At 71.5% G+C, this 23,980-nt stretch carries 18 protein-coding genes; 16 read left to right on the plus strand and 2 right to left on the minus strand.

What is annotated here, in order from left to right:
* Nucleotides 1-435 precede the first annotated feature (435 nt).
* The 11 genes from BLA60_RS02795 to BLA60_RS02845 all read left to right on the plus strand — a co-directional run bounded on the left by BLA60_RS02795 (nt 436) and on the right by BLA60_RS02845 (nt 12,569).
* A complete protein-coding gene (locus BLA60_RS02795) occupies nt 436-1,656 on the plus strand; it encodes a hypothetical protein (protein WP_211288567.1) in 1,221 nt (406 codons plus the stop codon).
* A 90-nt stretch (nt 1,657-1,746) separates the two neighbouring features.
* On the plus strand, nt 1,747-3,006 hold the full coding sequence (locus BLA60_RS02800) for an ATP-grasp domain-containing protein (protein WP_075131478.1): 1,260 nt from the start codon (nt 1,747-1,749) through the stop codon (nt 3,004-3,006).
* Nucleotides 3,003-3,719 (plus strand): tryptophan 2,3-dioxygenase family protein, encoded by a 717-nt coding sequence (locus BLA60_RS02805; protein WP_075131056.1) that lies wholly within the window; start codon nt 3,003-3,005, stop codon nt 3,717-3,719. Before BLA60_RS02800 ends, BLA60_RS02805 begins: the two co-directional genes overlap by 4 nt.
* On the plus strand, nt 3,716-4,864 hold the full coding sequence (locus BLA60_RS02810; RefSeq protein WP_075131057.1) for an aminotransferase class V-fold PLP-dependent enzyme: 1,149 nt from the start codon (nt 3,716-3,718) through the stop codon (nt 4,862-4,864). Before BLA60_RS02805 ends, BLA60_RS02810 begins: the two co-directional genes overlap by 4 nt.
* Complete coding sequence (locus BLA60_RS02815; protein WP_075131058.1) at nt 4,846-6,087, plus strand: tryptophan 2,3-dioxygenase family protein; 1,242 nt, start codon at nt 4,846-4,848, stop codon at nt 6,085-6,087. The genes BLA60_RS02810 and BLA60_RS02815 overlap by 19 nt, the downstream gene beginning before the upstream one ends.
* Complete coding sequence (locus tag BLA60_RS02820) at nt 6,084-7,700, plus strand: FAD-dependent monooxygenase (protein WP_075131059.1); 1,617 nt, start codon at nt 6,084-6,086, stop codon at nt 7,698-7,700. The genes BLA60_RS02815 and BLA60_RS02820 overlap by 4 nt, the downstream gene beginning before the upstream one ends.
* On the plus strand, nt 7,697-8,644 hold the full coding sequence (ilvE, locus tag BLA60_RS02825; RefSeq protein ID WP_075131060.1) for a branched-chain-amino-acid transaminase: 948 nt from the start codon (nt 7,697-7,699) through the stop codon (nt 8,642-8,644). Before BLA60_RS02820 ends, ilvE begins: the two co-directional genes overlap by 4 nt.
* A complete protein-coding gene (locus BLA60_RS02830; protein WP_154814070.1) occupies nt 8,641-9,417 on the plus strand; it encodes a cyclase family protein in 777 nt (258 codons plus the stop codon). The genes ilvE and BLA60_RS02830 overlap by 4 nt, the downstream gene beginning before the upstream one ends.
* A gap of 115 nt (nt 9,418-9,532) precedes the next feature.
* Nucleotides 9,533-10,105 (plus strand): NADPH-dependent FMN reductase, encoded by a 573-nt coding sequence (locus tag BLA60_RS02835; RefSeq protein ID WP_075131061.1) that lies wholly within the window; start codon nt 9,533-9,535, stop codon nt 10,103-10,105.
* Nucleotides 10,106-10,132: 27 nt separating this feature from the next.
* Complete coding sequence (locus BLA60_RS02840) at nt 10,133-11,350, plus strand: ATP-grasp domain-containing protein (RefSeq protein ID WP_084734567.1); 1,218 nt, start codon at nt 10,133-10,135, stop codon at nt 11,348-11,350.
* A 1-nt stretch (nt 11,351) separates the two neighbouring features.
* Nucleotides 11,352-12,569, plus strand: a complete 1,218-nt coding sequence (locus BLA60_RS02845; RefSeq protein WP_075131062.1) for an MFS transporter — start codon at nt 11,352-11,354, stop codon at nt 12,567-12,569.
* A gap of 5 nt (nt 12,570-12,574) precedes the next feature.
* On the opposite strand, the gene BLA60_RS02850 is transcribed toward BLA60_RS02845, so the two are convergent.
* A complete protein-coding gene (locus tag BLA60_RS02850) occupies nt 12,575-17,047 on the minus strand; it encodes a molybdopterin cofactor-binding domain-containing protein (RefSeq protein ID WP_075131063.1) in 4,473 nt (1,490 codons plus the stop codon).
* A gap of 214 nt (nt 17,048-17,261) precedes the next feature.
* Nucleotides 17,262-18,011, minus strand: coding sequence for a GntR family transcriptional regulator (locus BLA60_RS02855; RefSeq protein WP_075131064.1), 750 nt, complete (start codon nt 18,009-18,011; stop codon nt 17,262-17,264).
* 129 nt (nt 18,012-18,140) lie between these two features.
* Here BLA60_RS02855 and BLA60_RS02860 point away from each other — a divergent pair, with 129 nt between their 5' ends.
* Genes BLA60_RS02860 through BLA60_RS02880 form a run of 5 tightly spaced genes read left to right on the plus strand, consistent with a single transcriptional unit; the run spans nt 18,141 to nt 23,952 of the window.
* Nucleotides 18,141-19,256 (plus strand): extracellular solute-binding protein, encoded by a 1,116-nt coding sequence (locus BLA60_RS02860; RefSeq protein ID WP_084734568.1) that lies wholly within the window; start codon nt 18,141-18,143, stop codon nt 19,254-19,256.
* Nucleotides 19,253-21,001: a CoA-transferase gene (locus tag BLA60_RS02865; protein WP_075131066.1), complete on the plus strand. Its 1,749-nt coding sequence runs from the start codon at nt 19,253-19,255 to the stop codon at nt 20,999-21,001. Before BLA60_RS02860 ends, BLA60_RS02865 begins: the two co-directional genes overlap by 4 nt.
* Nucleotides 20,998-22,143 carry a CaiB/BaiF CoA transferase family protein gene (locus BLA60_RS02870; protein ID WP_075131067.1) on the plus strand — a complete coding sequence of 382 codons (1,146 nt, stop codon included), beginning with the start codon at nt 20,998-21,000 and terminating at the stop codon, nt 22,141-22,143. The genes BLA60_RS02865 and BLA60_RS02870 overlap by 4 nt, the downstream gene beginning before the upstream one ends.
* Nucleotides 22,136-23,182 (plus strand): aldose 1-epimerase, encoded by a 1,047-nt coding sequence (locus BLA60_RS02875; protein ID WP_075131068.1) that lies wholly within the window; start codon nt 22,136-22,138, stop codon nt 23,180-23,182. Before BLA60_RS02870 ends, BLA60_RS02875 begins: the two co-directional genes overlap by 8 nt.
* Nucleotides 23,179-23,952, plus strand: coding sequence for an SDR family NAD(P)-dependent oxidoreductase (locus BLA60_RS02880; RefSeq protein WP_075131069.1), 774 nt, complete (start codon nt 23,179-23,181; stop codon nt 23,950-23,952). Before BLA60_RS02875 ends, BLA60_RS02880 begins: the two co-directional genes overlap by 4 nt.
* The last annotated feature ends 28 nt before the right edge of the window (nt 23,953-23,980 follow it).

Here is a 23,980-nt window from a genome sequence, read left to right on the forward strand (position 1 = left end):
CATGAAGAACTTTTTGGTTTGGTATGTGTTTCACCTCACGTCGACTTACTTTGTTGGCGCGACGTGGCCCTCGTTGTCCCAGGATGTTGATCGATCAACCAAGAATGGATGCCGGTGCGATAGGGCAAATGGATGAATTGGAGCGTCTGTTCAGCCCCAGGTGTTGCATGGTGGGCCTTGTTGCCACACTTCTTGCGGCATGGTAAAACGTGCAGCGCAATCCGCGCCGAGACATGGTGCGCTGTATTTGGGTGGCTGAAGGAGAACGTCGGCGATGAGGCGATCCGCCCCTTCGAAGGATCAACCATGCTTACCGACTGAGGTCGGTTTGGGGGAATCGGCGCGGTGAACGTCGTTACCCAGCGCTACCTTGCCGCCTGTTCGGACCATGACTCCGGTCTACGGCATGCCGCACGTGATCTCGCTCTGCCGGAGGTGTATCGGACCTCCTACGGCGGACTCCAGCTCGACCGGCCGATGCTGGCCCCCGAGTCGGAGATCACCGGGTTCGGCGCGTCCCTGGTTGACCTGTTCGACCTCCTGGTCTCGTTGCCCGCCCGGGTGAGCGGCGGCGACCTACGCGGATACTGCGCCAGGCTCGGCATGGACGACCGCCTCGCGGACCTGGCGTGCCGTGGCGACCGACACGACCTTCCGGTGTACGCCCGCGCGGACGCCTACCACGACGGCAACGGATTCCAGCTCCTTGAGCTGAACGTCGGCAGCGAACTGGGCGGCATCGACACGGCCCAGGTCAACCGCGCCTTCCTCCAGGTCCCCGCGTTCGCCGACTTCGCCGAGCGACACGACCTGCGTCACCTGGACACCCTGCCCAGAACCGCGCGCGCCCTGCGCACGGCGGCCCGGGAGGTCACCTCCGGCGAACCGGTGATCGCGCTGATCGAGAGCAACGGTGGTCTCGCCGCCCACCAGCACGTCTTCGTCGCCATCCAGGAGGCGATGGCCGGACTCGGCATCGTCCTGCTGCTCGGTGAGCTGGACGAACTGGGTGAACGCGCCGGCAAGGTCACCCTGCGCGGCACCCCGGTCGACGTCATCCTGCGGTACTTCGTCGCCGGCGAACTCGTCGACGACCCGGCCGGGCAGCGCGTCCTGGACCTGGTGCTCCGAGCGCGGGACACCGTGCTGTTCGCCCCGCTCAGCGCCGCGGCCTTCGCCAGCAAGGGCAGCCTCGCGATGCTGCACGAGCCCGACGTCGCCGGCACGCTCTCGGCCGGGGAACGCGCGTTGGTCGACCGGATCGTGCCGTGGACACGCCTGCTCGCCGGCGCCGACCCCGAGCTGGTCGAACGCTGTCGCGACGAACGCGAAGAACTGGTCCTCAAGCCGGGAATCGGCTACGGCGGTGTCGGCACCGTCGTCGGTCACGAGGTGTCCGACGAGGAATGGCACCACGCACTCGCCGAACGGACCACCGGCGACCACGTCGTCCAGCGACGGGTCCGCCCGGCCACCGAGTCCGTGATGGACGCGGACACCGGCGCCATCGACGAGTGGGTCGCCAACTGGGGGATCTTCGTCGACGCCGACGGGTACGCCGGCGGTTTCGTGCGGGCACTGCGGCCCGAGCACGGTGCTGTCGTGTCCTATTCGAACAAGGGCACCCGGGGCACCTGCGTCTTCACCGCGCCCTAGCCCAGATCCGCCAAACAGCACCGAGACACCCCTCCGAAGCGTGCCCCTCGTCGGGCCGTCTTCGGCTGCTCGCGGAAGGGAGCTGTGTCCATGGCAGATTCGCCGACCGGCGACACCCGTGCACACGTCGTCGTCATCAACCGATGGCGTGAGCACTACGCCGAGTACGCCGGCTATCTCGACCACCAGACACACCGCGTGACCTACATCAGCACCTCGGTCGGCCTCGGCTCGGTGCCGGACACGGCGGCCGACGTGGTCCTGGTCGAGGCCACCGACGATCTCGACGAGGCCCGCGCCGCGCTCGCCGAGCTGGTGCGCCGGCACGGCCGGCCACATCGGATCGTCGCGCTCAAGGAGGACGACCTCCTGGTCGGGGCACAGCTGCGCGCCGACCACGACGTGCCGGGCGACCGGCCGGCCGACCTGGTCCGCTTCCGCGACAAGTTCCTGATGTGCCAGGCGATCGAGGCCGCCGGAGGGCCGGTGCCGCGGTTCGCCGCTGTGGACGGTCCCGCCGGGATCCTCGACCTGGCCGACCGGGCCGGCTGGCCGCTGGTGCTCAAACCGAGGGTGGGCAGCTCCAGCGCCGGCGTGGTGCTGCTGACCGGGCTGTCCGACGTCGCCGAGCTGGCGCCGTTCACCGAGCCGATGATGGTCCAGGCGTTCAACCCGCATCCGATCCACCACGTCGACGGCGTCTTCACCGGCACCGGGCTCGACCGGTGGCGGGTGTCGCGGTACGTCAACACCTGTCTCGGTTTCCGCGAGGGCACCGTGCTCGGCTCGGTCGAGGAGGACGACCCGGAGGTCGTCGCGGCCGTCGGGGCGGCGGCCGCCGCGTTCCTCGGCGCGCTCACCGACGCCCCCGTCCCGTTCCATCTCGAGGTCTTCGTCGAACGCGGCCCCACCGGGGTCTCCTGCTCGTTCCTGGAGGTCGGGGCCCGCGTCGGCGGCGCGGAGATCCCGTTCATCTGGCGTGACCTGCACGGCTGGGACCTGATGCGCGTCGCCTTCGACCTGCAGATGCGTGCCACGCCGCGACCGCCGGGCCGGGAGACCGGCGAGGCCGGCGGCTGGCTGCTGGTCCCGGCCCCCGCCACCCGACCGTGCGTGATCACCGAGGCGACCCCGATGGTCGGCCGGGAACCCGGCCCGTACGCCGAGGTCCTGCTCAGCCCGGGGGAGGTGCTGCCCGACGCCGACGCCTACTACGAGCACGTCGGCGGCCGGTTCCGCTTCCGCGGCCGGACCACCGCCGACGTCGAGGCCGCCCTGATGGCCACCGCGGCCGAGTTCCGGGTGCACGCCGAGCCCACCACCGCACACCTCCAGGAGATGACCCGATGAGGGACTACAACGAACAGATCCTCTCGGGCGACGGTGTCGACGACTACGCCCGCTACATGCGCACCGACACGCTGCTGTCGTTGCAGCGCGGCCCGGACGAGGTGATCCACCGCGACGAGCTGCTGTTCCAGGTGGTGCACCAGTCCAGCGAGCTGTGGCTCAAGCTGGTGTGCTCGGAACTGTGCGAGGCCGCGGTCAAGGTGCGCGACGGTGACCCGGTGGCCGCGGCCGGCCTGCTGGCCCGCTCCTCGCTGGGCATCCACCTGGTGACCGAGCAGCTGGAGATGTTCCGGTTCCTGTCCCCGTGGGACTTCCAGACCATCCGGACCGTGCTCGGCCACGGTTCCGGTGCGGACTCGCCGGGGTGGCGCTCGGTGCAGCGCGCCGGCCGCGACCTCGAACGTGCCTTCCACGACTTCGTCGACACGCGCGGCCTGGACATCGCCGGCCTGTACCGCGAGGGCCAGGGCAGCCGGGAGCACCAGCTGGCCGAGGCGATGATCGAGTGGGACGAGCGGGTGTCGCTGTGGCGCGTGCGGCACTACAAGATCGCCACCAGGGTCAACGGCAACCAGACGGTCGGCACCCAGGGGACTCCGGTGGACACCCTGGCCAAGCTGATCGAGTACAAGTTCTTCCCCGAGCTGTGGGCGGTGCGTACCGAACTGACCTCCAGCGGCCCGATGGGTGACTACCACCTGGCCAGGTCATGACCCCCGAGGACTTCCGCGCGCGTTTCCCGTCGCTGGGCCGCCGGACCCACCTGGCCAGTTGCAGCCTCGGCGCACGGTCGGTCGACCTCGACGACGCGCTGCACCGGATGCTGGAGGACATGGCCTCCGGCGGTGCCCCGTGGCAGCTGTTCGAGGAACAGGTCGCCGGGGCCCGTGACCGGTTCGCGGCGCTGATCGGTGCGCGCCCCGACCAGGTCGCCGTCCTGCCCGACGCGTCGACCGGGGCGTACCAGGTGGCCTCCACACTGGACTGGACGGGGCGGCCGGGGATTCTCGGCAGCACCCAGGAGTTCCCGTCGATCGCGCACGTCTGGCTGGCGCAGCGGTCACGGGGGGCGGAGGTCTCGCTGACCGAGGACCCCCACGACCTCGCCGGGATGATCGACGAACGCACCCGGCTGGTGTCGGTGCCGCTGATCACCTACCAGAGTGCCCGGCGCTCCCCGGTGGAGCAGCTGACGGCGCAGGCGCACGCGATGGGCGCCCGCGTGTTCGTCGACGCCTACCAGGCCGGTGCCGCCGGGGCGGTCGACGTCCGCGAGCTCGGCTGCGACTACCTGGTCATGGGCACGATGAAGTACCTGCTCGGCCTGCCCGGCCTGGCGTTCCTGTACGTGCGGGAACCGGAGCGGACCGACCTGCCGCCCAGCCTCACCGGGTGGTTCGGTCGTACCGACCCGTTCGCCTTCGACCCGACGGCACTGGACTTCGCGGCCAGCGCCGACCGGTTCCGTGCCGGCACGCCGTCGGTGCCGGCGGCCTACGCCGCGGACGCCGGCCTGCGCCTGATGGGTCTGCTCGACCCGTACGCGGTACGCGAACACGTCCACGACCTGACAGACCTCGCGATCGAGCGGTTGACCGCCGCGGGTGAGCGGGTCCAGGCCGCCGCGAGGAAGAGTCGCGGAGCCCACATCGGCCTGTACGACGCCGATCCGGCGGCCCTGGGCGCCGCGCTGGCGCAGCGTGGTGTCGCGGTCGCGCCGCGCGGCCAGGTCGTGCGGATCTCCCTGCACTACTACAACAACGCCGAGGACGTCGCCGCGCTGTGCGACGCGCTGGCCGAGCTGCGAGGGGCGGCTCGGGCGACTGACGAAGAGGTCCTATGTGCACCCACGAGCTGAGGCACTGGTTACGCAGTCCACAGCTGCGCACCTTTCCCTTCGACCAGGTGGTCCGACACTTCCACGAGGTCGGCAAACACTTCGTCGCGGCTGAGCTGCTCGACCTGCTCGCCAGGGCGCGCCAGCTGCTGCCGTCCCTGCCGGGTCCGTGGCCGCAGCTGCGGACGCTGGCGTCCTTCCTCGACACGGCGTTGGACAAGCCGGACGGACGGTACGACTACGGCACCTACCTGGGACTCTCGCTGCTCCAGGTGCCCCATGTGGACGATCCGGTCGAACAGGCCCCGTTCGCCAGGACCCGCTGCGACCGGCTGAGCGCACAGCTGCTGGCCGACGCGCTGGCCTTCGAACTGGTCGCCGCCGAGGAGGGCGCGACGCTGCTGCCCGCGATGCGCCCGGCCCCGGACCTGGTCACCAAACGGCACAAACACGGTCTGCGGGTGCTGCGGCCGATCCTGGTGCGGATGAACCTCGAACGCGCGCTGACCGGCACCGCGCCCGAGGAACTGGCACGGCAGGCGGCCGACGCGGTCCACGCCGACATGTCGATGACCGAGCAGCGGGCGATCCAGCTCAGCGTGCTGCCGGTGTACACCGCGCACGACGAGTACCTGTTCCTGCGCGTGCTGCAGACGTTCGAGACGACGTTCGCGCTGCTGGCCGTCCAGCTGCGGGCGGTGATCGCCGCGTTCGCCGAACGGCGGGTCGACGAGGCGGTGCACTTCCTGTCGGTGTCGGCCACCGCGCTGTCCGAGTCCGCGCCGCTGTTCTCGATGCTGGCCACCATGCAGGTCGAGTCGTTCCGCACCTTCCGGCAGTTCACCGAGGGCGCGAGCGCGATCCAGTCCACCAGCTACAAGATCCTCGAGTCGCTGTGCCGCCGGCCGGACGAGGACCGGCTCGACTCACCCGCCTACCACTCCGTGCCTCCGGTGCGTCAGCGGGTGCTCGACGGACAGGCCACCCTGGACGACGCCTACCGGGAGGCCGTCGACTCCGGCGACCTCGACCCGCGCGACCACGACCGGCTCGCCGAGGCCATGTCCTCCTTCGCGCACGGGCTGCTGCGCTGGCGCAACACCCACTACCGCCTGGCGGTGCGGATGCTCGGCGAGGCGTCGGGCACCGGCTACACCCAGGGCACGCCCTACCTGAACGCGGTGCGGGACATCCCGGTGTTCCGCACCGTCACGGACACCGAGAACACCGCGAGGACGTCATGACAGAGTTCACCGGCCAGGTGGGAATCGTCGGTGCCGGGCCGGTCGGCCTGATCGCCGCCCTGCGACTGGCCGACGCCGGCGTGTCCAGCGTCCTGCTGGACGTCAAACCGGAACTGCTCCGGCAGGGGTCCAAGGCCTGCCTCATCCAGGGTGACGTGCTGGAGATCCTGGACAGGGCCGGCTGCGCGGCGCCGATCGCCGAGGAGGGGGTGACCTGGACCGTCGCCCGCACCTACGTGCGGAACAAGGTGATGCGCACGACCACCTACCCGCACGGCCCCGGCTTCGGCCCGTTCGTGAACATCTCCCAGTACCGCATCGAGCAGGTGCTCGCCGACGCGGTCGCCGCCAACCCCCGCTGTGACCTCAGATGGGGTCAGGAGGTCGTCGGCGTCGACCAGGACGACGACTCGGTCTCCGTGCGGGTGCGGGACTCCGGGACGGAGGCGGAGAACACGCTGCGGTTCGAGTACCTGGTGGCCGCCGACGGCGTGCGGAGCCGGATGCGTGAGCTGATGGGCGCGGACTGGACCGGCTACACCCACGCCGACCGGTTCCTGATCACCGACATCAAGGCGAAACTGCCGCTGGCCAAGGAACGACACTTCCACTACGACCCGTCCTTCAACCCGGGCCGCCAGCTCGTGATGCACCCCCAGCCCGACGACATCTGGCGGATCGACTGGCAGTTGCCGCCCAACGCCGACGTGGACGCCGAACGCGCCGACGGCCGGTTCGACGAGCGGGTCCGCGCGGTCATCGGAGACATTCCCTACGAGGTGGACTGGGTCAGTACCTACCGCTTCCACCAGCGGGTCGTGGCCAGGCTGCGGATGGGCCGGGTGCTGTTCGCCGGCGACGCGGCGCACTCGTTGCCACCTTACGGCTCACGCGGGATGAACAGCGGTATCCAGGACGCCGACAACCTCGCCTGGAAACTCGGCGCCGTCCTCGGTGGACAGGCCGACGAGGAACTGCTGGAGACCTACCACACCGAGCGCTACGCGGCGGCCAAGGAGAACCTGCGGGTCACCGAGGCGACGATCCGGTTCATGGTGCCGCCCAACCGGCTGCGCCGCTGGACGAGGGCCGTCCTGCTCGCCTTCTCGCACACCCTCGGCCTGGCCCGCGACCGGGTCAACAGCGGCCGGATGGCCGAGCCCTACGTCTACGACGACTCGGCGATCGTCCAGCCACAGAACGGAAACCCGCTGCTCGGCGCGTTCGCCCCGGACGCCGTCGCCCGGGTCGAGGGCCGGGCGACCCGCCTGCGCACGCTGCTCAACCGGACGGGTTTCACGGCGTTGTGCGTCGCCAGCGACGCCACCCGAATCGCCGAACTGGCCCAGCGGGTGAAGGCCATCCAGGACGACGACCAGGTGCTGGTCGTGGTCCTGGCGAGTGGGGTCAGCGGGTTGGACGAGCCGGACGGGGCCATCGTCGCCGACGTCGACCCGTCGGTGGTCGAGCTCTACGGCGAAGGCTGGTGGCTGGTCCGCCCCGACGGCCACCTCGCCGCCCGGGGCGCGGTCACCGACGACCCCGCCGACGCACTGCGGTTCGGGCTCGGCCGCCCCACCCAGCCCGCACTCCTGCTGAAGGGAACCCCATGACCACCGCACCGCCGTACGCCTGGCAGAACGGCCGCATCGTCGCGTGGGACGACTGCGTCGTCCACGCCCGCAGCCAGGGCGCGTTCTGGGGCGCGAACGTGTTCGAGGGGGTGCGGGCCTACCTCAACGCCGACGACGGACGGTCCTACACCTTCCGCGTGCGCGACCACCTCGCGCGGCTGCGCCGGTCGATGAAGAGCCTGCACATGGAGATCGACCACACCGACGACGAACTGGCCCAGGCGTGCTCGGACCTGGTGCTGGCCAACGACCTGGGCGTCGACGTGCATGTGTGCGTCGTGGCCTACTTCGACACCGGCCCCAACTTCGACCCGCTGGCGCACACGACCGACACCGGCGTGCACATCACCTCCACCGTGGTGCCGCGGTCGCCGGCCTACGAGCGCGGTGTGGCGGCGACCGTGTCGTCCTGGCGGCGGATCAGCGACGACGCGATGCCGCCGAGGATCAAGGCGGGCGCGAACTACCACAACAGCCGGCTCGCCCAGCACGAGGCGAAGCGCAACGGCTACGACACCACGTTGCTGCTCAACCAGCGCGGCACGGTCTCCGAGGCCCCCGGCTCGTGCGTGGTGATGGTCCGCGACGGCCAGATCATCACCCCGCCCGGCACCAGCGGCGTGCTGGAGGGCATCACCGTCGCCACGATGGCCGACCTGGCCGCCGAGCACCTCGGCAAGACCGTGCACCGCAGGGAGATCGATCGCACCGAGCTGTACGCGGCCGACGAACTGTTCCTGTGCGGCACGATGACCGAGCTGCTGCCGATCACCAGCGTCGACCGGATCCCGGTCGGCGACGGCGTCCGAGGTCCGGTCACCCACGCGTTGCAGGAGCGCTACGACGAGGTCGTGCGCAACCGGGTCCCCCGGCCGGACTGGTGCACGCCGGTCGAGCCGGCGCGGGCGGAGGTGCCGGCATGAGTCACCTGTTGACCGAGTTGGCGGCCGCGCTGCGTGGCGGCGCGGTCGAGGTCGTCGACCTGACCGCGCCGCTGTCCGAGGACACCCCGATCATCGGCCTGCCGCCCGAACGTGGCCAGCCGTGGGCCTTCGCCCGCGAGGTGATCAGCAACTACGACGAGGCCGGCCCGACGGTCTACTGGAACAACATCCGCCTCTCCGAGCACACCGGCACGCACTTCGACGCGCCAGTGCACTGGTTGTCCGGCAAGGGATCCCAGGACGTCTCCCAGGTCCCACCCGGCCGGCTCGTCGGTCAGGCGGCCGTGCTCGACCTGCGGGAGCAGGTCGCGCGGGACCCCGACTTCCTGCTGCGCCGCGAGCACGTCGAGGCCTGGATCGCCGAACACGGCCCGTTGCCGGAGAACGGCTGGCTGCTGTACCGCACGGGGTGGGACGAGCGCGCGGGCGACCCGGCGCGGTTCCTCAACGACCGGCACACGCCCGGCGTCGCCGAGGACTGCGCGCGCTGGCTGGCCGAACAGACCCCGCTGTTGGGCATCGGCGTGGAGACCGTCGGCACCGACGCCGGCCTCGCCGGCGACTTCGAACAGCCCTACCCGTGCCACTGGTTCTTCCACGGTGCCGGCAAGTACGGCCTGACCCAGTTGCGCAACCTGGGTGAGCTGCCCCCGACCGGTGCGATCGTGATCGCCGGCCCGCTGCCGATCGTCGGCGGATCGGGCAGCCCGACGCGCGTACTGGCACTCGTGGAGCGACATGCGGGGACCTGACAGGCGATCGCCTGGGGCCGCTAGGGTCGCTGCGACGCGCGGCCGATCCGGGACCGTCCGGTCCTGCCCCCGCTGACCTCAGAACACACCGAACACCAAGGAGTTTCGACCACCGATGGCACCCCGCCTGCACATTCTCATCGCCAGCACGCGTCCGCAGCGCTCCGGTGCGGCTGTCGCCGACTGGATCACCGCTGTCGCCAAGGACAGCGGCCTGTTCGACGTACACCTGGTGGATCTCGCCGATTTCGCCCTGCCGCTGCTCGACGAGCCCAACCACCCGTCCGAGCGGGAGTACACCCAGGAGCACACCCACCGGTGGAGTGCCTCGGTCGAGTCCGCGGACGCGTTCGTCTTCGTCGCGCCCGAGTACAACTACGGGATCAACGCCGCGTTGAAGAACGCGATCGACTACCTGTTCTTCGAGTGGCAGTACAAGCCGGTCGGCTTCGTCAGCTACGGCAACACCTCCGCCGGGCTGCGCGCGCAGCAGATGACCAAGCAGGTGATCACCACGCTGAAGATGGTGCCGGTCAACGAAAGCGTCGCCATCCACTTCATCGGCACCCACATCGACGAGCAGGGCCGGTTCACCGCCACCGACGCGATGGCCGGTGCGGCCGACGCCATGCTGACCGAGCTGCGCAAGCTCGCCGACGCCCTGACGCCCCTGCGCGCCAAGGACTGACCCAACACCGCGACGGAGGGCCCGACAGTGGATGAGATCGTCGTGGTCGGCAGCGGCGGACAGCCGTACCGGGAGTACGCCTTCGAGGCGCTCGCCGGTCGGTTCCGCGTGTCGGCGCTGCTGGCCGCCGAACCCACCTGGCAGCGGCCCTACCTGGCCGAGTGGGCCGTGGCCGACCTCGGGAACGAGGTCGGCGTCGTCGAGGCGTTGTCCACGTTGACCGGGCGTGGTGCCGGAGTCCTGACCTGGGACGAGACCGCGCTGGAGATGACGGCCGCCGCGGCGGAGAAGTTGTCCCTGCGGCACATGTCCCGTGCCGGCGCGGCCCACTGCCGGGACAAGCACGACACCCGGCGGCTGTTGGCCGAGGCGGGGCTGAACCCGGTTCGGCACGCACTGGTGCACACCCCGGACGAGGCCGTGCGCTGGGCGAGCGGTGTCGGGTTCCCCGTGGTGGTGAAGCCGCGGGCGCTGGCCGGCAGTATCGGCGTCGCGTTCGCCCAGGACGCCGACGCGGTGCGGGCGGCGTTCACGCTCGCGGAGAACGCCGAGTTCGCGACCCTGCCGACGGGTCACGGCGTGCTCGTCGAGGAGTACCTGGACGGGCCCGAGATCAGCGTCGACAGCGTCGTCGACGACGGTGTGGTCACCTGCGTCCAGGTCGCCCGCAAACGCCTGGGCTTCGACCCGTACTTCGAGGAGGTCGGGCACCTGGTCGCGCCGTGGACCGACGAGCCGTGGGCCGACGAGGTCCGCGAACTCGTCGTGGCCGCGCACACCGCGCTCGGGGTCGACCTCGGCGTGACCCACGCGGAGGTCCGGCTGACCGCGCGCGGGCCACGCCTGGTCGAGCTCAACGGACGACTCGGCGGGGACCTGATCCCCTACGTCGGGGTCCTGGCCGGTGGCACGGACCTCGTGGTCGCCGCCGCCGAGCTGGCGCTGGGCCACCGGCCGAGGGTCTCGCCGGACCTGGAGCGCTGCGCCGAGGTGCGGTTCGTGTACCCGCCGCACGACAGTGTGGTCCGCGAGGTCGACCTTGGCGCGGCGGCGGCGGTCCCGGGGATCGCGCACACCACCGCGCTGGTCGCGCCGGGAGCCACCCTGCGGCTTCCTCCCCGTCAGGTCATTCCCCGGCTGGCCGCGCTGGTGGCCACGGGAGCGGGGCAGGCCGAGTGCGCGGTGGCGCTGGACGCCGCCGAGGCCGCGGTGGTCAGCACGGTCGACCCGCTGGTGGACGCCTGAGATGCGTCCGGTCAACGCCCTCATCGCGACCCACGGACTGTCCTCGTTCGGGCTGGGGCTCGTGTTCCCCTACACCGCGATCTATCTGGCCGACCAGCCGGCGGTGGGGACCACGGGCGTCGCGATGTTCTACGCGTGCACCGGCGGGGCGAACGTCGTGGTCGCGCTGCTGCTGAGCGCTCACGTGATCCGGTTGCCGAAGGTCACCCTCGGCGTGCTCGGCACCGTGCTGTGGTTCGCGGGCTACCTGCTGCTGCCCGCCGCGGCGGCGCCGCCGGTCGTGGCGCTGGCCGCGCTGATGATCGGCGCCGGCCAGGGCTGCTTCATGGCCGCCATCATCCCGTTGGTCAACGCGCTGGTGACGGCCCAGGAACGACGGTCGGTGTTCGCCCGCCGGTACGCGGTGTTGAACGTGACCCTGGCGCTGGGCTCGCTGGCGGCGGGCGTGCTGACCCTCGTGCTGCCCAGAACGGTCATCCCGTGGTTCTTCGTGGCGAACGCCGTGGGCATCCTGCCGATGACGCTCGCCATCGTCGTGGCCGGCCGGCACCTGCCGCCCGAGGAGGACGACAAGGACACCGGCGAGGGCGGGAAGTCAGGCGGTACCCTGCCGGCGCTCGGGCTGTGGAAGCTGGCGATGCCGGCGGCGGCGTTCCAGCTCGCCGTCTACCTGTTCGGGTACAGCCAGTTCGAGGCCACCGCGCCGCTGGTGACCGAGAAGCTGATGGGGATGGAACTGGTCACCATCTCGATCATGCTGGTGCTCAACGTCCTGGTGATCGTCGTCGGTCAGCGGCCGATCACCCGGCTGCTGGAGAAGCATCCGGAGACGACCGGTCTGCGGTGGACGGTGATCGCCTGGGTCACCGGGTTCCTCGTGGCGGGGGTGTGTGCCTTCGGGCCCACCGAGGTGAAGTTCGCCGGCCTGCTGGTGTACGCGGCGTTGTTCGCGCTCGGCGAGTGCGCCTACTCGTGCTCGTTCCACCCGTGGCTGATCTCGATGGTCCCCGACCACGAGTTGACCAGGGCCAACGCCCTGGTCAACTCGATGATGGGGATCGGCAACTTCACCGGCCCGTCGATCGGCGTCGCGCTCGTGCTGACCGGCGACACCAGCGTGGTCTGGTTCGGGCTGGCGGCTTCCTGCACCGCGGTGATGGTGTTGGTCGGGTTGCTGGCCCGGCGGCGGCCGGCCGCCACGGCGACCCTCCCGGCCTGACCGGCTCAGGCCGGGGCTCCCAGGTCGACCTCGCAGGCGCGGCGGACCTCCTGCACGGTGGCCGGGGCGTCCAGCCGGAACAGCCCGTCGAGGCCGCGTTCGACCCGGGAGGCGCGTACCGCGTCCTTGACCGCGAGGAACACGCTGGTGGCCAGGACCAGCGGCGGCTCACCGACCTCCTTGGCGGACAACACATCCGTCGGGTTGTCCGGCACCTCGGGAGCCAGGTCCCGGGGGAACAGGTGGGTGTTGAACACCAGCGGGATGGTGGTGACCGCCGGCGGCTTGTACCGCCAGGTGTTGACCGTGTTCAGCCGGCCCTCGGCCTGCTCACCCGGCGGCTGGAACACCAGGTCCTCGGTGAGCACGTACCCGATGCCCTGGACGAACGCGCCCTCCACCTGGCCGATGTCCAGCGCCGGGTTGAGACTCCAGCCGATGTCGTAGGCGATGTCGGTGCGCAGCACCTTCACCTCACCGGTGAGCACGTCGACCTCGACCGTCGAGCACGCGGCCGAGTAGGTGAAGTCAGGGAAGGCGTCGACCGCGCCGCCCGGGAGGGCCCGGCGGTCGACCTCGATCCCGGGGATGTCGCGCTGCTGGTCCATCGGCTTGAAGGTCAGCGCCGGCACCGGGTTCTCCCCACCGGGGATCCGCGCGCTGAACGACACCACCAGGTCGACCCGCTGCTGGTAGGCGACCTGGACCAGGTTCTGCCAGATCAGCCTGGTGGTGCCGGTGATGGGGTTGGTCAGCGGCGTCGCCCAGCCCTGCTTGCCGTAGTTCCAGAAGTCGATCTGGTTGGCACAGCACCAGTCAGGGCCCTTCTCCGCCAGCATCCGGTGGCCGAACTCGGTGAGCCGGCCCCGCAGCTGCTCGCAGGCCCGCTTCACCGCCTCGGCGCTGTAGTTGGTGCCGGTCGAGGCGCCGGTACTGGTCGGGTTGGGGGTCACGGCGGTGTTCGGTCCACTGACCCGCAACAGGTCGAACGGCACGTTCAGCACGTAGGAGGCGACCTGCTCGACGCGGGTGGTCAGACCCTGCCCCATCTCGACGCCGCCCTGGTGGATGACCACGCTCCCGTCACCGGCGTACACCGCCAGGTGCGCGACCGCCTGTTCGAGCTGGAGCAGGTTGTAGCCGGAGCCGTACTTGACCGGCATCATCGCGATCCCGCGCTTGCGCCACCGGTTGCGCCGGTTGAACTCGGTCACCTCGGCGCGCTGGGTGTCGTAGTCGCACAGCCGGCGAAGGTAGGACCAGACCTCGCGCATGTAGCAGTAGGTCAGTGCCTGGCCGAACGGGGTCACGTCGCCGCGCCGGTACAGGTTGGCCTCGCGGACCTCGGTCGGGTCGAGCCCGGCGGCGTGGGCGGCGTCGTCGACCGCGTTCTCGATGATCAGCTTGCCCTGGATGTCGCCGAACGCGCGGAAGGCGGTACTCGGCGCCTTGTTGGTCCGCAGGACGTCGATCTGGCTGCGGAAGTTGTCGATCCGGTAGGCGTTGTCGGTGCGCAGTTGCAGGCAGTTGGCGACGACGAACGAGCAGTCGTAGAACGCGCCGCCGTCGGCCAACATCACCGCGTCCAGCCCGTGCAGCAGCTTGGTCCTCGGGTCGATGGCCACCTGGTAGCCACCGTGCACGGCGTGCCGCTTGCCGATCAGACCGGTGTCCGCGTCGCGCGGCATCACCAGGCGCACCGGGCGGCGCAGCGCGTTGGCCGCCACCAGCGCCGGCCCGACCACGAACCGGGTCTGCTCGGTCTTGCCGCCGTACCCGCCGCCGACCTGCGGCACGTCCACCTGGACCCGGTGGTACTCCACGCCCAGTGCCATCGCGGCGGTCTGGTGCATCTCCATCGGGCTCTGGGTCGATGGCACGATCCGCCAGCGGTCGCCGTCGAGCGGTTCGACCACACAGGACTGGGTCTCCAGGTAGAAGTGGGCCTGGCCGCCGGTGGACTGGGTGTTGCCGACCACGACGCACTCGACCCCGTCGACGACCTTGGTCGTGCGGCTGGGTTCCCGTTCCAGCGGCGCCCGCTTCTCGGTCCAGCCGAGGTCGCTGCCCGGGCGGGTGATCCGCCAGATGTGGGAGTTGAAGTTGGCGGTCGTCGGGTAGTCGGGGAAGACCGAGCCGAGTTCGATGGCCTGCTCGACGGTCAGCACCGGCCGGCGCCACTCCTGCGGCCACTCGCGGACCTCGGTGTAGCCGAGGCAGTGGTCGGCGACGTAGCCGGCGATCGTCTGGGCCTCCTGCTCGCCGCCGGCCAGGACCAGCGCGATCGCCTGCCCGACGTAGCTGACCCGGCGCACCGCCAGCAGCGGCTGGTCACCGCCCATGCCCTGGTGGTTGATCCCGTGCTCGGGCACCTGCTCGTGGGTGACCAGGTCGACGAAGCCGGGGAAGCGGCCGGCGAGGTGGGCGACCAGCTCACCGCGCTCGACCGGTCCGCCGTCGGTGCCGGGCAGCCGGAAGTGGTAGTTGGCCAGCGCCACACCGCTCTGCACGAACGCGGCGTTGACCGTGCGGGCGGGTACCGGGGTCTCGTGGGTGTAGGTGACCTGCCCGGTGGCCTGGTAGAAGGCCATCAGCTTGATGTAGGGCTGGGAGACCGGCGCCTTCCAGTCCTGGATCCGGTAGGTCTGCTCGCCCCCGCTGGTCGGCCAGTGGCCCCAGCTGCTGACGCCGGCCGAGCGCTCCTGCTCGGGCACCTCGTTCGGCGCGACCCTGAGCAGGGTGTTGACCAGCGCCTTGTACAGGAACGAGGTCGCCAGCTGGACGCGGTACTCGTCGGTGACGCCCTCCCACGGCACGGTCCGCATCCGGTCGTGCCAGCACTCCAGCTCGTCGGTGACCTCCGCGCGCAGGATGGCGGCCAGCCGGCCGAACTCGCCCAGCGTGACCGTGGACCCGCGCAGCGCGGCCTCGGTACGGGTCGGGCGCCACGGGTAGGGCGCGATGCCGCCGAGGACGATGACCGCCTCGTCCACGGTGGTGCCGGTCAGCCGCAGTCGGGTGGTGGCGTTGACCAGGGTGTGGGCGTTGATGTCGCGCAGCGCGACCTTCTGCGCGAAGACCGTGGTCGACGGCGCGGGCAGCAGCGGGAGGTGGTAGGTGAGCAGGATCAGCCCGTCCAGCCAGGTGTGGTCGTCGGCGACCCGTTCGACCAGCCGGCCCAGCGGCAGCCGTTCGGGGGCGTCGTCGCCGGTGGCCCAGCGCACGGTGACCTCGGCGTCCACCGCGACCAGCGCGGTGAGCAGGTCGGAGGGGAACGGCTCGCCGTCCTCGATGTGGTCGAGCACCAGCATGGTGTTGCCGGCGAGGGTGGCGGCGTTGCGCACGATGGTGCCGGCGGTGCGGCGGGCCATGAACCACAGCGCGCCGACACCGGTGTCCTCGTCGAGGTCGCGGGTCTGGCGCACGTCGTCGAGCAGGTCGATCAGCTCGGCGTAGGTGGTGCCGCCGCCGACGTCGGCCCAGCCGTCGCGCACGGAGATGTCGCGCAGCTCGGGGACCAGTTGCACGTCGATGAGCACCTCGGCGGCGCGGACCTCCTCCGGGTAGACGCCGTAGGAGGTGTTGCCGTTGACCAGGCGGGTGCGTTCGCCGGGGAACTCGCGCAGCAGCGCCACCAGCTCGTCGAGCGTGGTCGGGCGCGCCCACACCCGGCCGCCGACCCGTAGCCGGTTGCCCGACGGGGTGGGCGCGCCGCCGGGCGGCAGCGGGATCCTGGGACGGGCGGCGGGTTTCACGGCGGCGAGTGCCTCCTCGGGCAGGCACTTCATCCGCCTGCGCTCGTCCTCGGCGGTCCAGTCGCTGGCGAAGGTCTCCAGGCCGGTGAGGATCGGCCGGTAGCCGGTGCAGCGGCACAGGTTGCCGTCGAGGGCGTCCTCGATCTCACGCTTGGTCGGCTCGGGGCGGTTGGCCAGCAGCGCGCACATGTTCATCACGAAGCCGGTGGTGCAGTAGCCGCACTGGGTGCCGTTGTTCATCGCCAGCCGGTGCGCGACGGGGTTCATGCCGTCGGTGTCGCCGGTGCCCGGGGCGCCGAGGGCCTGGTCGGTCTCGGTGCGGGCGGTGGCCAGCTCCCGGCTGGCGGCCGTGGCCGCCTGCGCCTCGCGGAGGGTGGCGTAGGTGGCGGCGGCGCGGGAGTAGGTCAGCTGGTGGGTGAGGTGTTCGGGCGCCGGCCGGACGGTCTGGCCGGTGCCCTCGACGGTGGTCACGGCCAGGCCGTCGAGGGAGCAGACCGGGCGCAGGCAGGAGTTGATCGAGCGGTGGGCCAGCTCACCGGTGTCCGGGTCGCGGGAGGTCAGGATCACCGTGCACGCGCCGCAGCCGCCCTGCCCGCAGCCCTTCTTGGCGCCGGTGAGGCCGACGCCGGGGGAGCGGAGGTGGTCGATCAGCAACAGGTCCGGCGACGGGTCCTCCACGGTGACCGGTTCGCCGTTGAGCAGGAAGGTGACGGAGGCGTTCACGGTCGTTCAAGTTATTCAGGACCGCGTTTTTGTCCACCATCGTGGGGTACGGAATCCGGCCCTGACCTGCACGGAAGGTGATGTGCACCCGATCGGACGCGTGCGAGTCCAGCCGATGCGGGAATTGACGCCGGGAATTCACCGCGCTGCGCGACGACGATTGTGTCTCCCGGCCACAGGTCACCGTATCGACGGAACTCGAACGGGATTCGGGTCAGCCGCCGCCGGTTCGTCGCCTGGCGGCCCGGGGGCGGCTGGCCGGCTCGTCCTCGGGCACGAAGTAGTGCGGGTAGCGCTGCTCGAAGGCCTCCAGGTGGTCCAGGACCAGCCGCAGGTGGCGGACCAGCTCGAACTCGGCGGTCCGGCGTTCGCCGCTCAGCGCGCTCTCCACGATCCGCGCGTGCTGGCCGATCAGGTCCTCGATCACCTCGGGCTCGGGCAGGCTCAGCATCCGGACCCGGTCCATGTGCGCCTTGGCCGACTGCACGATCGACCAGACCCGCCGGTGGCCGGCGATCTCCAGCAGGGTGCGGTGCAGGTCCTCGTCGAGCTCGAACCAGCGGCGCAGGTCGTGTTCGGCGGCCGCGGCCCGCTGGTCGTCGAGCAGCGCGCGCAGCGCGGCGGCGTCGGCCTCGGTCGCCCGGCCGGCGACCTCGGGCAGCGAGGCCACCTCCAGCGCCTCGCGGATGAACTGCGCCTCGCGCACGTCGCGCGGGTCGATCCGGGACACGAACGTGCCCAGTTGCGGCACGATCTCCACCAGCCCGTCGTCGGCCAGCCGGATCAGCGCCTCGCGCACCGGCGTGCGGCTCACGCCGTACTGGTCGGCTAACTCGTTCTCCGAGAGCGCCTGGCCGGGAACCAGGTCCAGCCCCACCACCGCCTGGCGCACCAGTGCGTAGACCTGTGCGCGCACACTCGGCCCCCGGGACACGCCGCCCCGCCGAATGACCTGCCTCGTCATGTGTCCCCTTCGTCCGGCTCGCTCGGTGGCTCAGTATGCCGGGCGCGTCCGGAAACCCTGTCTAAGGTACTAGTATACCAGTCGGCGGCCTGGTTGACAGGAGGTCAATTAAATGGTTTTACTACGGCCATGACGGTGCTCCTCCGAGGTCTGTGCTGGGACCATCCGCGGTGCGTCCGCCCGATGGCCGCGGCCACCGAGGCCTACCGCCGCGTGCGGCCCGACGTCCGGCTCGAGTGGAGCGCCCGCCCGCTCGCGCAGTTCAACGACCAGCCGGTGGACCAGATCGCCGCCGAGTACGACCTGATCTTCGTCGACCACCCGACCGTCGGTTCGGTCGCCGGGGCGAAGTCGTTGGTACCACTGGACACCGTGCTCGACGCGGACGTGCTGGCCGGCATCGCCGCCCGCTCGGTCGGCGGCTCGCACGACTCCTACCGGTGGGACTGCCACCTGTGGGCCCTTGGCGTCGACGCCGCCTGTCAGGTCGCCGCCTACCGCGCCGACCGGCTGCCCGGCGACGTCCCCACGACCTGGGACGAGGTGTTCGCCCTCGCCCGCGCCGTCCCCGGCTCGGTCGCGCTCCCGCTCTACCCGAGCGACGCGATCTGCACGCTGTTCTCGCTGTCGGCCGGCGCCGCCCTGGCGGCGGGGGAGGAGCCGGTCTGGCTCAATCGGGACGGCGCCGACCTGCTGGTGGAACTGGCCGGCCTGGTCGACCCCAGCTGCTACGGAACCAACCCGCCGACCCTGCTCGACGCGATGGCCGGCGGCCCGGCCGGTGGAGGAATCGCTTACGTGCCCATGATCTTCGGCTACGCCAACCTGTCCCGGCCGCCGCTGCGGTTCGCCGACGTGCCCGGAGTGGACGGTCGCCCGCGCGGCGCCGTGCTCGGCGGCGCCGGGCTCGCGGTCTCCCCGTCCAGCGAGCACGTCGCCGAGGCCGCCGCGTTCGCCGCGTGGTGCCTGCGCACCGACACCCAGCGCGAGGTGCTGCTGCCCGTCGGCGGCCAGCCCGCCGACCGCGCCGTGTGGGACGACCCCACCGCCGACGCGCTGACCAACGGCTTCCTCTCGGGCACCCGCGCCACGATGGACGCCGCCTTCGTCCGACCACGCGAACCCGGCTGGCCGGAGTTCCAGCGCGACGCCGGCCGGATGCTGGTCGACCTGCTGCGCACCGGCACGACCGGTCACCAGGTCGTCTCCGAGCTGACCGCCCTCGCGGATCGGGCGAGCGCATGACCGGGCCCTGGGTCGCCGACACCGACGCGCTGGTCGCGGGCATCGCCGACGGGACGCGGCTGAGCGTCAGCGGTTTCCACTTCACCCGCTCCCCGGTCGCCGCGCTGCGCGCGCTGGTCGCCACCGGCGTGCGTGACCTGCACTACATCGCCTGGGGTGGTGGGCTCCCGCTGGAGCTGCTGCTGGGCCACGACGCGGTCTCCCGCGCGACGCTGTGCTTCGCCAGCCTCGACGTGCTCGGCCCGGCCCCCCGGTTCCGCCGCGCGGTCGAGTCCGGCGAGCTGGAACTCTCGGAGTGGACGGCGCTGGGCATCATCAACGGTTTCCGCGCGGCCGGCGAGAACCTGGCGCAGGAGGTGCTCCAGGAGCCGGCCGGGTCCTCGCTCACCGAGGGCTTCAGCCGCCCGGTCGACGCGCTGTTCGACTCCGGCGCGGCGCCGCTGCGCGCGGTGCCGGCGCTGCCGGTGGACGTGCTGCTGCTGCACGCCCAGCGCGCCGACGAGGACGGCAACGTGGAGATCGCCGGGGCGCGCGGGCTGGACATGTCGGCGATCTTCGCCGCGCGGAAGGTCTACGTGACCGTCGAGGAACGGGTCGCCAGGGGCGAACTCGGGGCGCCACGGTCGTTCGTACTGCCGCGCACGTTCGTCAGCCGGGTCGCGCTCGCCCCGCTCGGCGCCTACCCGACCTCGTGCCTGCCGCACTACTCGGCCGACTTCCGTGCCCTGCGGTCCATCGTGGACGTCAAGGCCGGGCCGCTGCCCGACGCCGCGCTGACCCCGCGGCCGGCGCGCGCCACGGCCATCACCCGCCGCGCGTCGCTGCCGGCGGCCGCGGTCGCGGCGGCGTTCACCCCGGTCGCCGAGCCCGCCGTGACCTACACCACCGACGAGCTGATCGTGTGCGTGATCGCCAGGACCATCGACGAGAACAGCATCTGCTCGGTCGGCTCGGCCAGCCCGCTGCCCACCGCGGCCTACCTGCTGGCCAAGCACCTGTGGTACCCGCGCCTGCTGCTGATGTCCCACAACGGCGGCCTGGTCGACCCGCCGGTGCGGCCGCTGTCGCTGTCCTGCTCGGAGTTCCTCGACCACCACCTGGCGATCGCGCACACCGGCGGCGACGAGACCTACCACTGGTACTACCAGCGGGGCCTGATCACCCACGAGGTCGTCGGCGCCGCCCAGGTGGACGCGACCGGCGCCACCAACAACCTCTGGGTGTCCAAACAGGACGGAACGCCGGTGCGGCTGCCCGGTCAGGGCGGCATGGCCGACGTGGCCAACCTGCACGCCAACTTCATGATCTACCTGCCCCGGCAGAGCACCCGCAACCTGGTCGAGAAGGCCGGCACGGTCAGCGCCCGCCGCGCCTGGCACGACCCCGACCAGCGTCGCCGCTACGGCCTGCGCCCCGGCGCGACCAGGGTCGTCACCGACCTCGGGGTGTTCGGCTACGACACCGGGCGCGGCCTGCTCACCCTGCGCAGCCTCCACCCCGGCGTCGACCTCGCCGAACTGCGCGAGCGGACCGGCTTCGAGGTGCTGCTCGACGACGACCTCACCACCACCGAGCCGCCGACCCCGGCCGAGCTCACCGCGCTGCGCATGGTGGTCGACCCCCTCGGGGTCCGCCGCCTGGACATGGTCGGCTCCCTCGACCGCCAGCGCCTCATCGACGAGCTCCTCGACACCGAGGAGCGAACCATGGACGACCTTCTTGACACCGGAGCGGAGCTGCGATGACCAACCCAGACGGCGGACCGTTGTCCCATGTGCGGGTGCTCGACTTCACCCAGTTGCTACAGGGCCCGCTGGCCACCCAGATCCTGGGTGACCTCGGCGCCGACGTGGTGAAGGTGGAGAAGCCGGGCGGCGAGTGGATGCGCTTCTGGGGAATCCTGGCCAGCGCCACCGACGGCGAGATGGACAGCTTCCTCGCCTTCAACCGCAACAAGCGCAGCGTCGCCGCCGACCTCAAGGACAGCTCGGTGCGTGACCGGCTGCTGGCCCTGGCGTCGGAGGTCGACGTCGTGGTCGAGAACTTCCGGCCGGGCGTGATGGACCGGCTCGGCCTGGGCTACGACGACTTCGCCACGATCAACCCGGAGATCATCTACGCCTCCTCCAGCGGCTACGGCCAGGACGGCCCCTACCGCGACCGGCCGGGCCAGGACCTGCTGGTGCAGGCGCTGGCCGGCACGTTGCAGCTCACCGGCCGCGACGGCGACCCGCCGACCCCGTGCGGCATCGGGATCAGCGACGAGTACACCGGTCTGCACCTGGTGATCGCCATCCTGTCCGCGTTGTCGCACCGGCAGGCCACCGGCCGGGGCCAGCGGGTCGCGGTGGACCTGTTCTCCTGCACGGTCGCCGCCCAGCAGCAGGAGCTGACCGTGTTCCTCAACCACGGCGACCCGATGCCCCGCGCCAAGGAGAACGTCGGCCACGTCGGCGCCACCGCGCCGTTCGGCACCTACCCGACGGCCGACGGGCACCTGGCGCTGGCGATGATGCCCTGCCCGGACCTCGGCCGGATCCTGGGCGTGGACTGGCTCGACGAGTACGACACCAACGAGAAGATGTTCGCCAGCCGCGACGAGATCCACCGCCGGCTCGCCACGCACTTCGCCACCGACACCACCGGCAACTGGCTGGCGCTGCTCGACCAGCACGACGTGTGGTGCGCGCCCGTGCAGGACTACCCGGCGCTGGAGCGCGACCCGCAGGTCGAGCACGCGAAACTGCTGTGGACGGTCCCGCTCGGTGAGGACGAGGGCACCTTCCGCACGGTCGGCTCGCCGTTCACCTTCTCCCGCACCCCACCGAGCCTGCGCCGGGGGGTGCCGCGCGCCGGCCAGCACACCGCGGAGGTGCTGGGTGGCTGAGTGGGTCGACCTGCCCCGGGGGTGGCGCGGCCTGGCGCTGCGCACCCCGGAGGTCGAGGTGGTGCTGCTGCCGGAGAAGGGCTGCGACCTCTACTCCTGGACCGACCGCGAGTCCGGTGTGGACGTCCTGTTCAAGACCCCGTGGGGCCTGCCGCCGCGCGGCCCGGCCGCGCTGCCGCCCGGCTCGGAGAGCGCCTGGCTGGAGCGCTACCCCGGTGGCTGGCAGGTGCTGTGCCCCAACGGCGGCGCCGAGACCGACGCGCCCGGCACCCGCTGGGGCTTCCACGGCGAGGCGTGCCTGGTGCCGTGGGACCTGGTCGGGCACGGCCCCGGCTTCGCCGAGCTGACCGTGCGGCTGCACCACGCGCCGCTGCGGCTGCGCCGGCGGGTGAGCCTGGAGGGCCGGCTGCTGACCGTCGAGGAGTCGGTCACCAACACCTCGCCCGACGAGGTCGAGCTGATGTGGAGCCACCACCCGGCGTTCGGCGCGCCGCTGGTCGGCCCGGAGACGGTGATCACCACCGGCGCGAGCACCGTGGTGGCCGACGACGAGGCGCCGGGCACGGTGCTCGCCCCGGGCAGCCGGCACACCTGGCCGGTGGCGTCCACGGCGGACGGCCAGGAGGTCGACCTGTCGCGGATCCCGGACGGGCCGACCGCTCAGCTCGCCTACCTGACCGACTTCGCCGACGACGCCGGCTGGTTCGCCATCACCAACCCGAGCCTGGGCCTGGGCGTCGGGATGCGCTGGCCCACCGAGGTCCTCGGGCACGCCTGGCTGTGGCAGGAGCTGGGCGCCACCCCCGGCTACCCGTGGTGGCGCGAGGCCTACGTGTGCGCGGTGGAGCCGGCGACGACCTTCCCCGGCCAGGGCGTGGCGAAGGCCAGGAGCAAGGGCGCGAGCCTGCTGCGGCTGGGCGGCGGTGAGTCCCGGGACGTGGTGCTGGAGGCGGTGCTGTTCCGCACCACCGCCGGGGTGCGGGGTATCGGCCCCCGTGGTCAGGTGGAGACCGGTCTGCCGGAAGGAGCGGAACAGTGACACAACGGTTCACGGACAAGGTCGCGGTGGTCACCGGTGCCGGGGCTGGCATCGGCGCGGCGGTGGCGCGGCGACTGGCGGCCGAGGGCGCCCGGGTCGCGGTGTTCGACCGGGACCTGCCGGCGGCGCGGGAGACCGCGCGGGTCGCCGGCGGTGGCGCGGAGGCGTTCGAGGTGGACGTGAGCGCGCCGGCCGGCGTGCGGGACGCGATGGCCGAGGTGGTCGAGCGGTTCGGCGGGATCGACGTGCTGGTCAACGTGGCCGGCGTGGTCCGCTACGGCGAGGTGCCCGACTTCTCCGAGCAGGACTGGGACCTGGTCATCGGCACCAACCTCACCGGCACGTTCCTCACCACCAAGTACGCGATCCCGGCGATGCGGGCCAGGGGCGGCGGCTCGATCGTGACGTTCGCCTCCGCGCAGGCCTTCGCCAGTCAGCCGCTGGTCGCGGCCTACTCGGCGTCCAAGGGCGCGGTGGTGTCGATGACCAGGACGCTGGCCCTGGACCACGCCAAGGACAACATCCGGGTCAACTGCGTGTGCCCCGGCTCGGTGGAGACCCCGATGCTCCAGTACGGCGCGGAGCTGCTCGACGAGCGCGACCCGAAGGAGACCATGCGCGACTGGGGCGGCCAGCACCCGATCGGCCGGCTCATCCAGCCCGAGGACGTGGCCACCGTGGTGGCGTTCCTGGCCAGCGACGACGCCTCGGTGATCACCGGTGCCTCGCACCTGGTCGACGGCGGCCTGCTCGCCCGCCTCGGCGTCTGAGTTCTTTCCTGCTGTCAACTCTGTGCGC

The sequence above is a fragment of the Actinophytocola xinjiangensis genome (assembly GCF_001921215.1).
Lineage (GTDB): Bacteria > Actinomycetota > Actinomycetes > Mycobacteriales > Pseudonocardiaceae > Actinophytocola > Actinophytocola xinjiangensis.

Bases quoted from the DNA above. Each gene is read 5' to 3' on its own strand.
- BLA60_RS02845 (WP_075131062.1), top strand. From the start codon at position 11,352: ATGCGTCCGGTCAACGCCCTCATCGCGACCCACGGACTGTCCTCGTTC.
- BLA60_RS02830 (WP_154814070.1), top strand. From the start codon at position 8,641: ATGAGTCACCTGTTGACCGAGTTGGCGGCCGCGCTGCGTGGCGGCGCG.
- ilvE (WP_075131060.1), top strand. From the start codon at position 7,697: ATGACCACCGCACCGCCGTACGCCTGGCAGAACGGCCGCATCGTCGCG.
- BLA60_RS02815 (WP_075131058.1), top strand. From the start codon at position 4,846: ATGTGCACCCACGAGCTGAGGCACTGGTTACGCAGTCCACAGCTGCGC.
- BLA60_RS02800 (WP_075131478.1), top strand. From the start codon at position 1,747: ATGGCAGATTCGCCGACCGGCGACACCCGTGCACACGTCGTCGTCATC.
- BLA60_RS02860 (WP_084734568.1), top strand. From the start codon at position 18,141: ATGACGGTGCTCCTCCGAGGTCTGTGCTGGGACCATCCGCGGTGCGTC.
- BLA60_RS02855 (WP_075131064.1), bottom strand. From the start codon at position 18,011: ATGACGAGGCAGGTCATTCGGCGGGGCGGCGTGTCCCGGGGGCCGAGT.
- BLA60_RS02820 (WP_075131059.1), top strand. From the start codon at position 6,084: ATGACAGAGTTCACCGGCCAGGTGGGAATCGTCGGTGCCGGGCCGGTC.
- BLA60_RS02835 (WP_075131061.1), top strand. From the start codon at position 9,533: ATGGCACCCCGCCTGCACATTCTCATCGCCAGCACGCGTCCGCAGCGC.
- BLA60_RS02865 (WP_075131066.1), top strand. From the start codon at position 19,253: ATGACCGGGCCCTGGGTCGCCGACACCGACGCGCTGGTCGCGGGCATC.
- BLA60_RS02870 (WP_075131067.1), top strand. From the start codon at position 20,998: ATGACCAACCCAGACGGCGGACCGTTGTCCCATGTGCGGGTGCTCGAC.
- BLA60_RS02810 (WP_075131057.1), top strand. From the start codon at position 3,716: ATGACCCCCGAGGACTTCCGCGCGCGTTTCCCGTCGCTGGGCCGCCGG.
- BLA60_RS02805 (WP_075131056.1), top strand. From the start codon at position 3,003: ATGAGGGACTACAACGAACAGATCCTCTCGGGCGACGGTGTCGACGAC.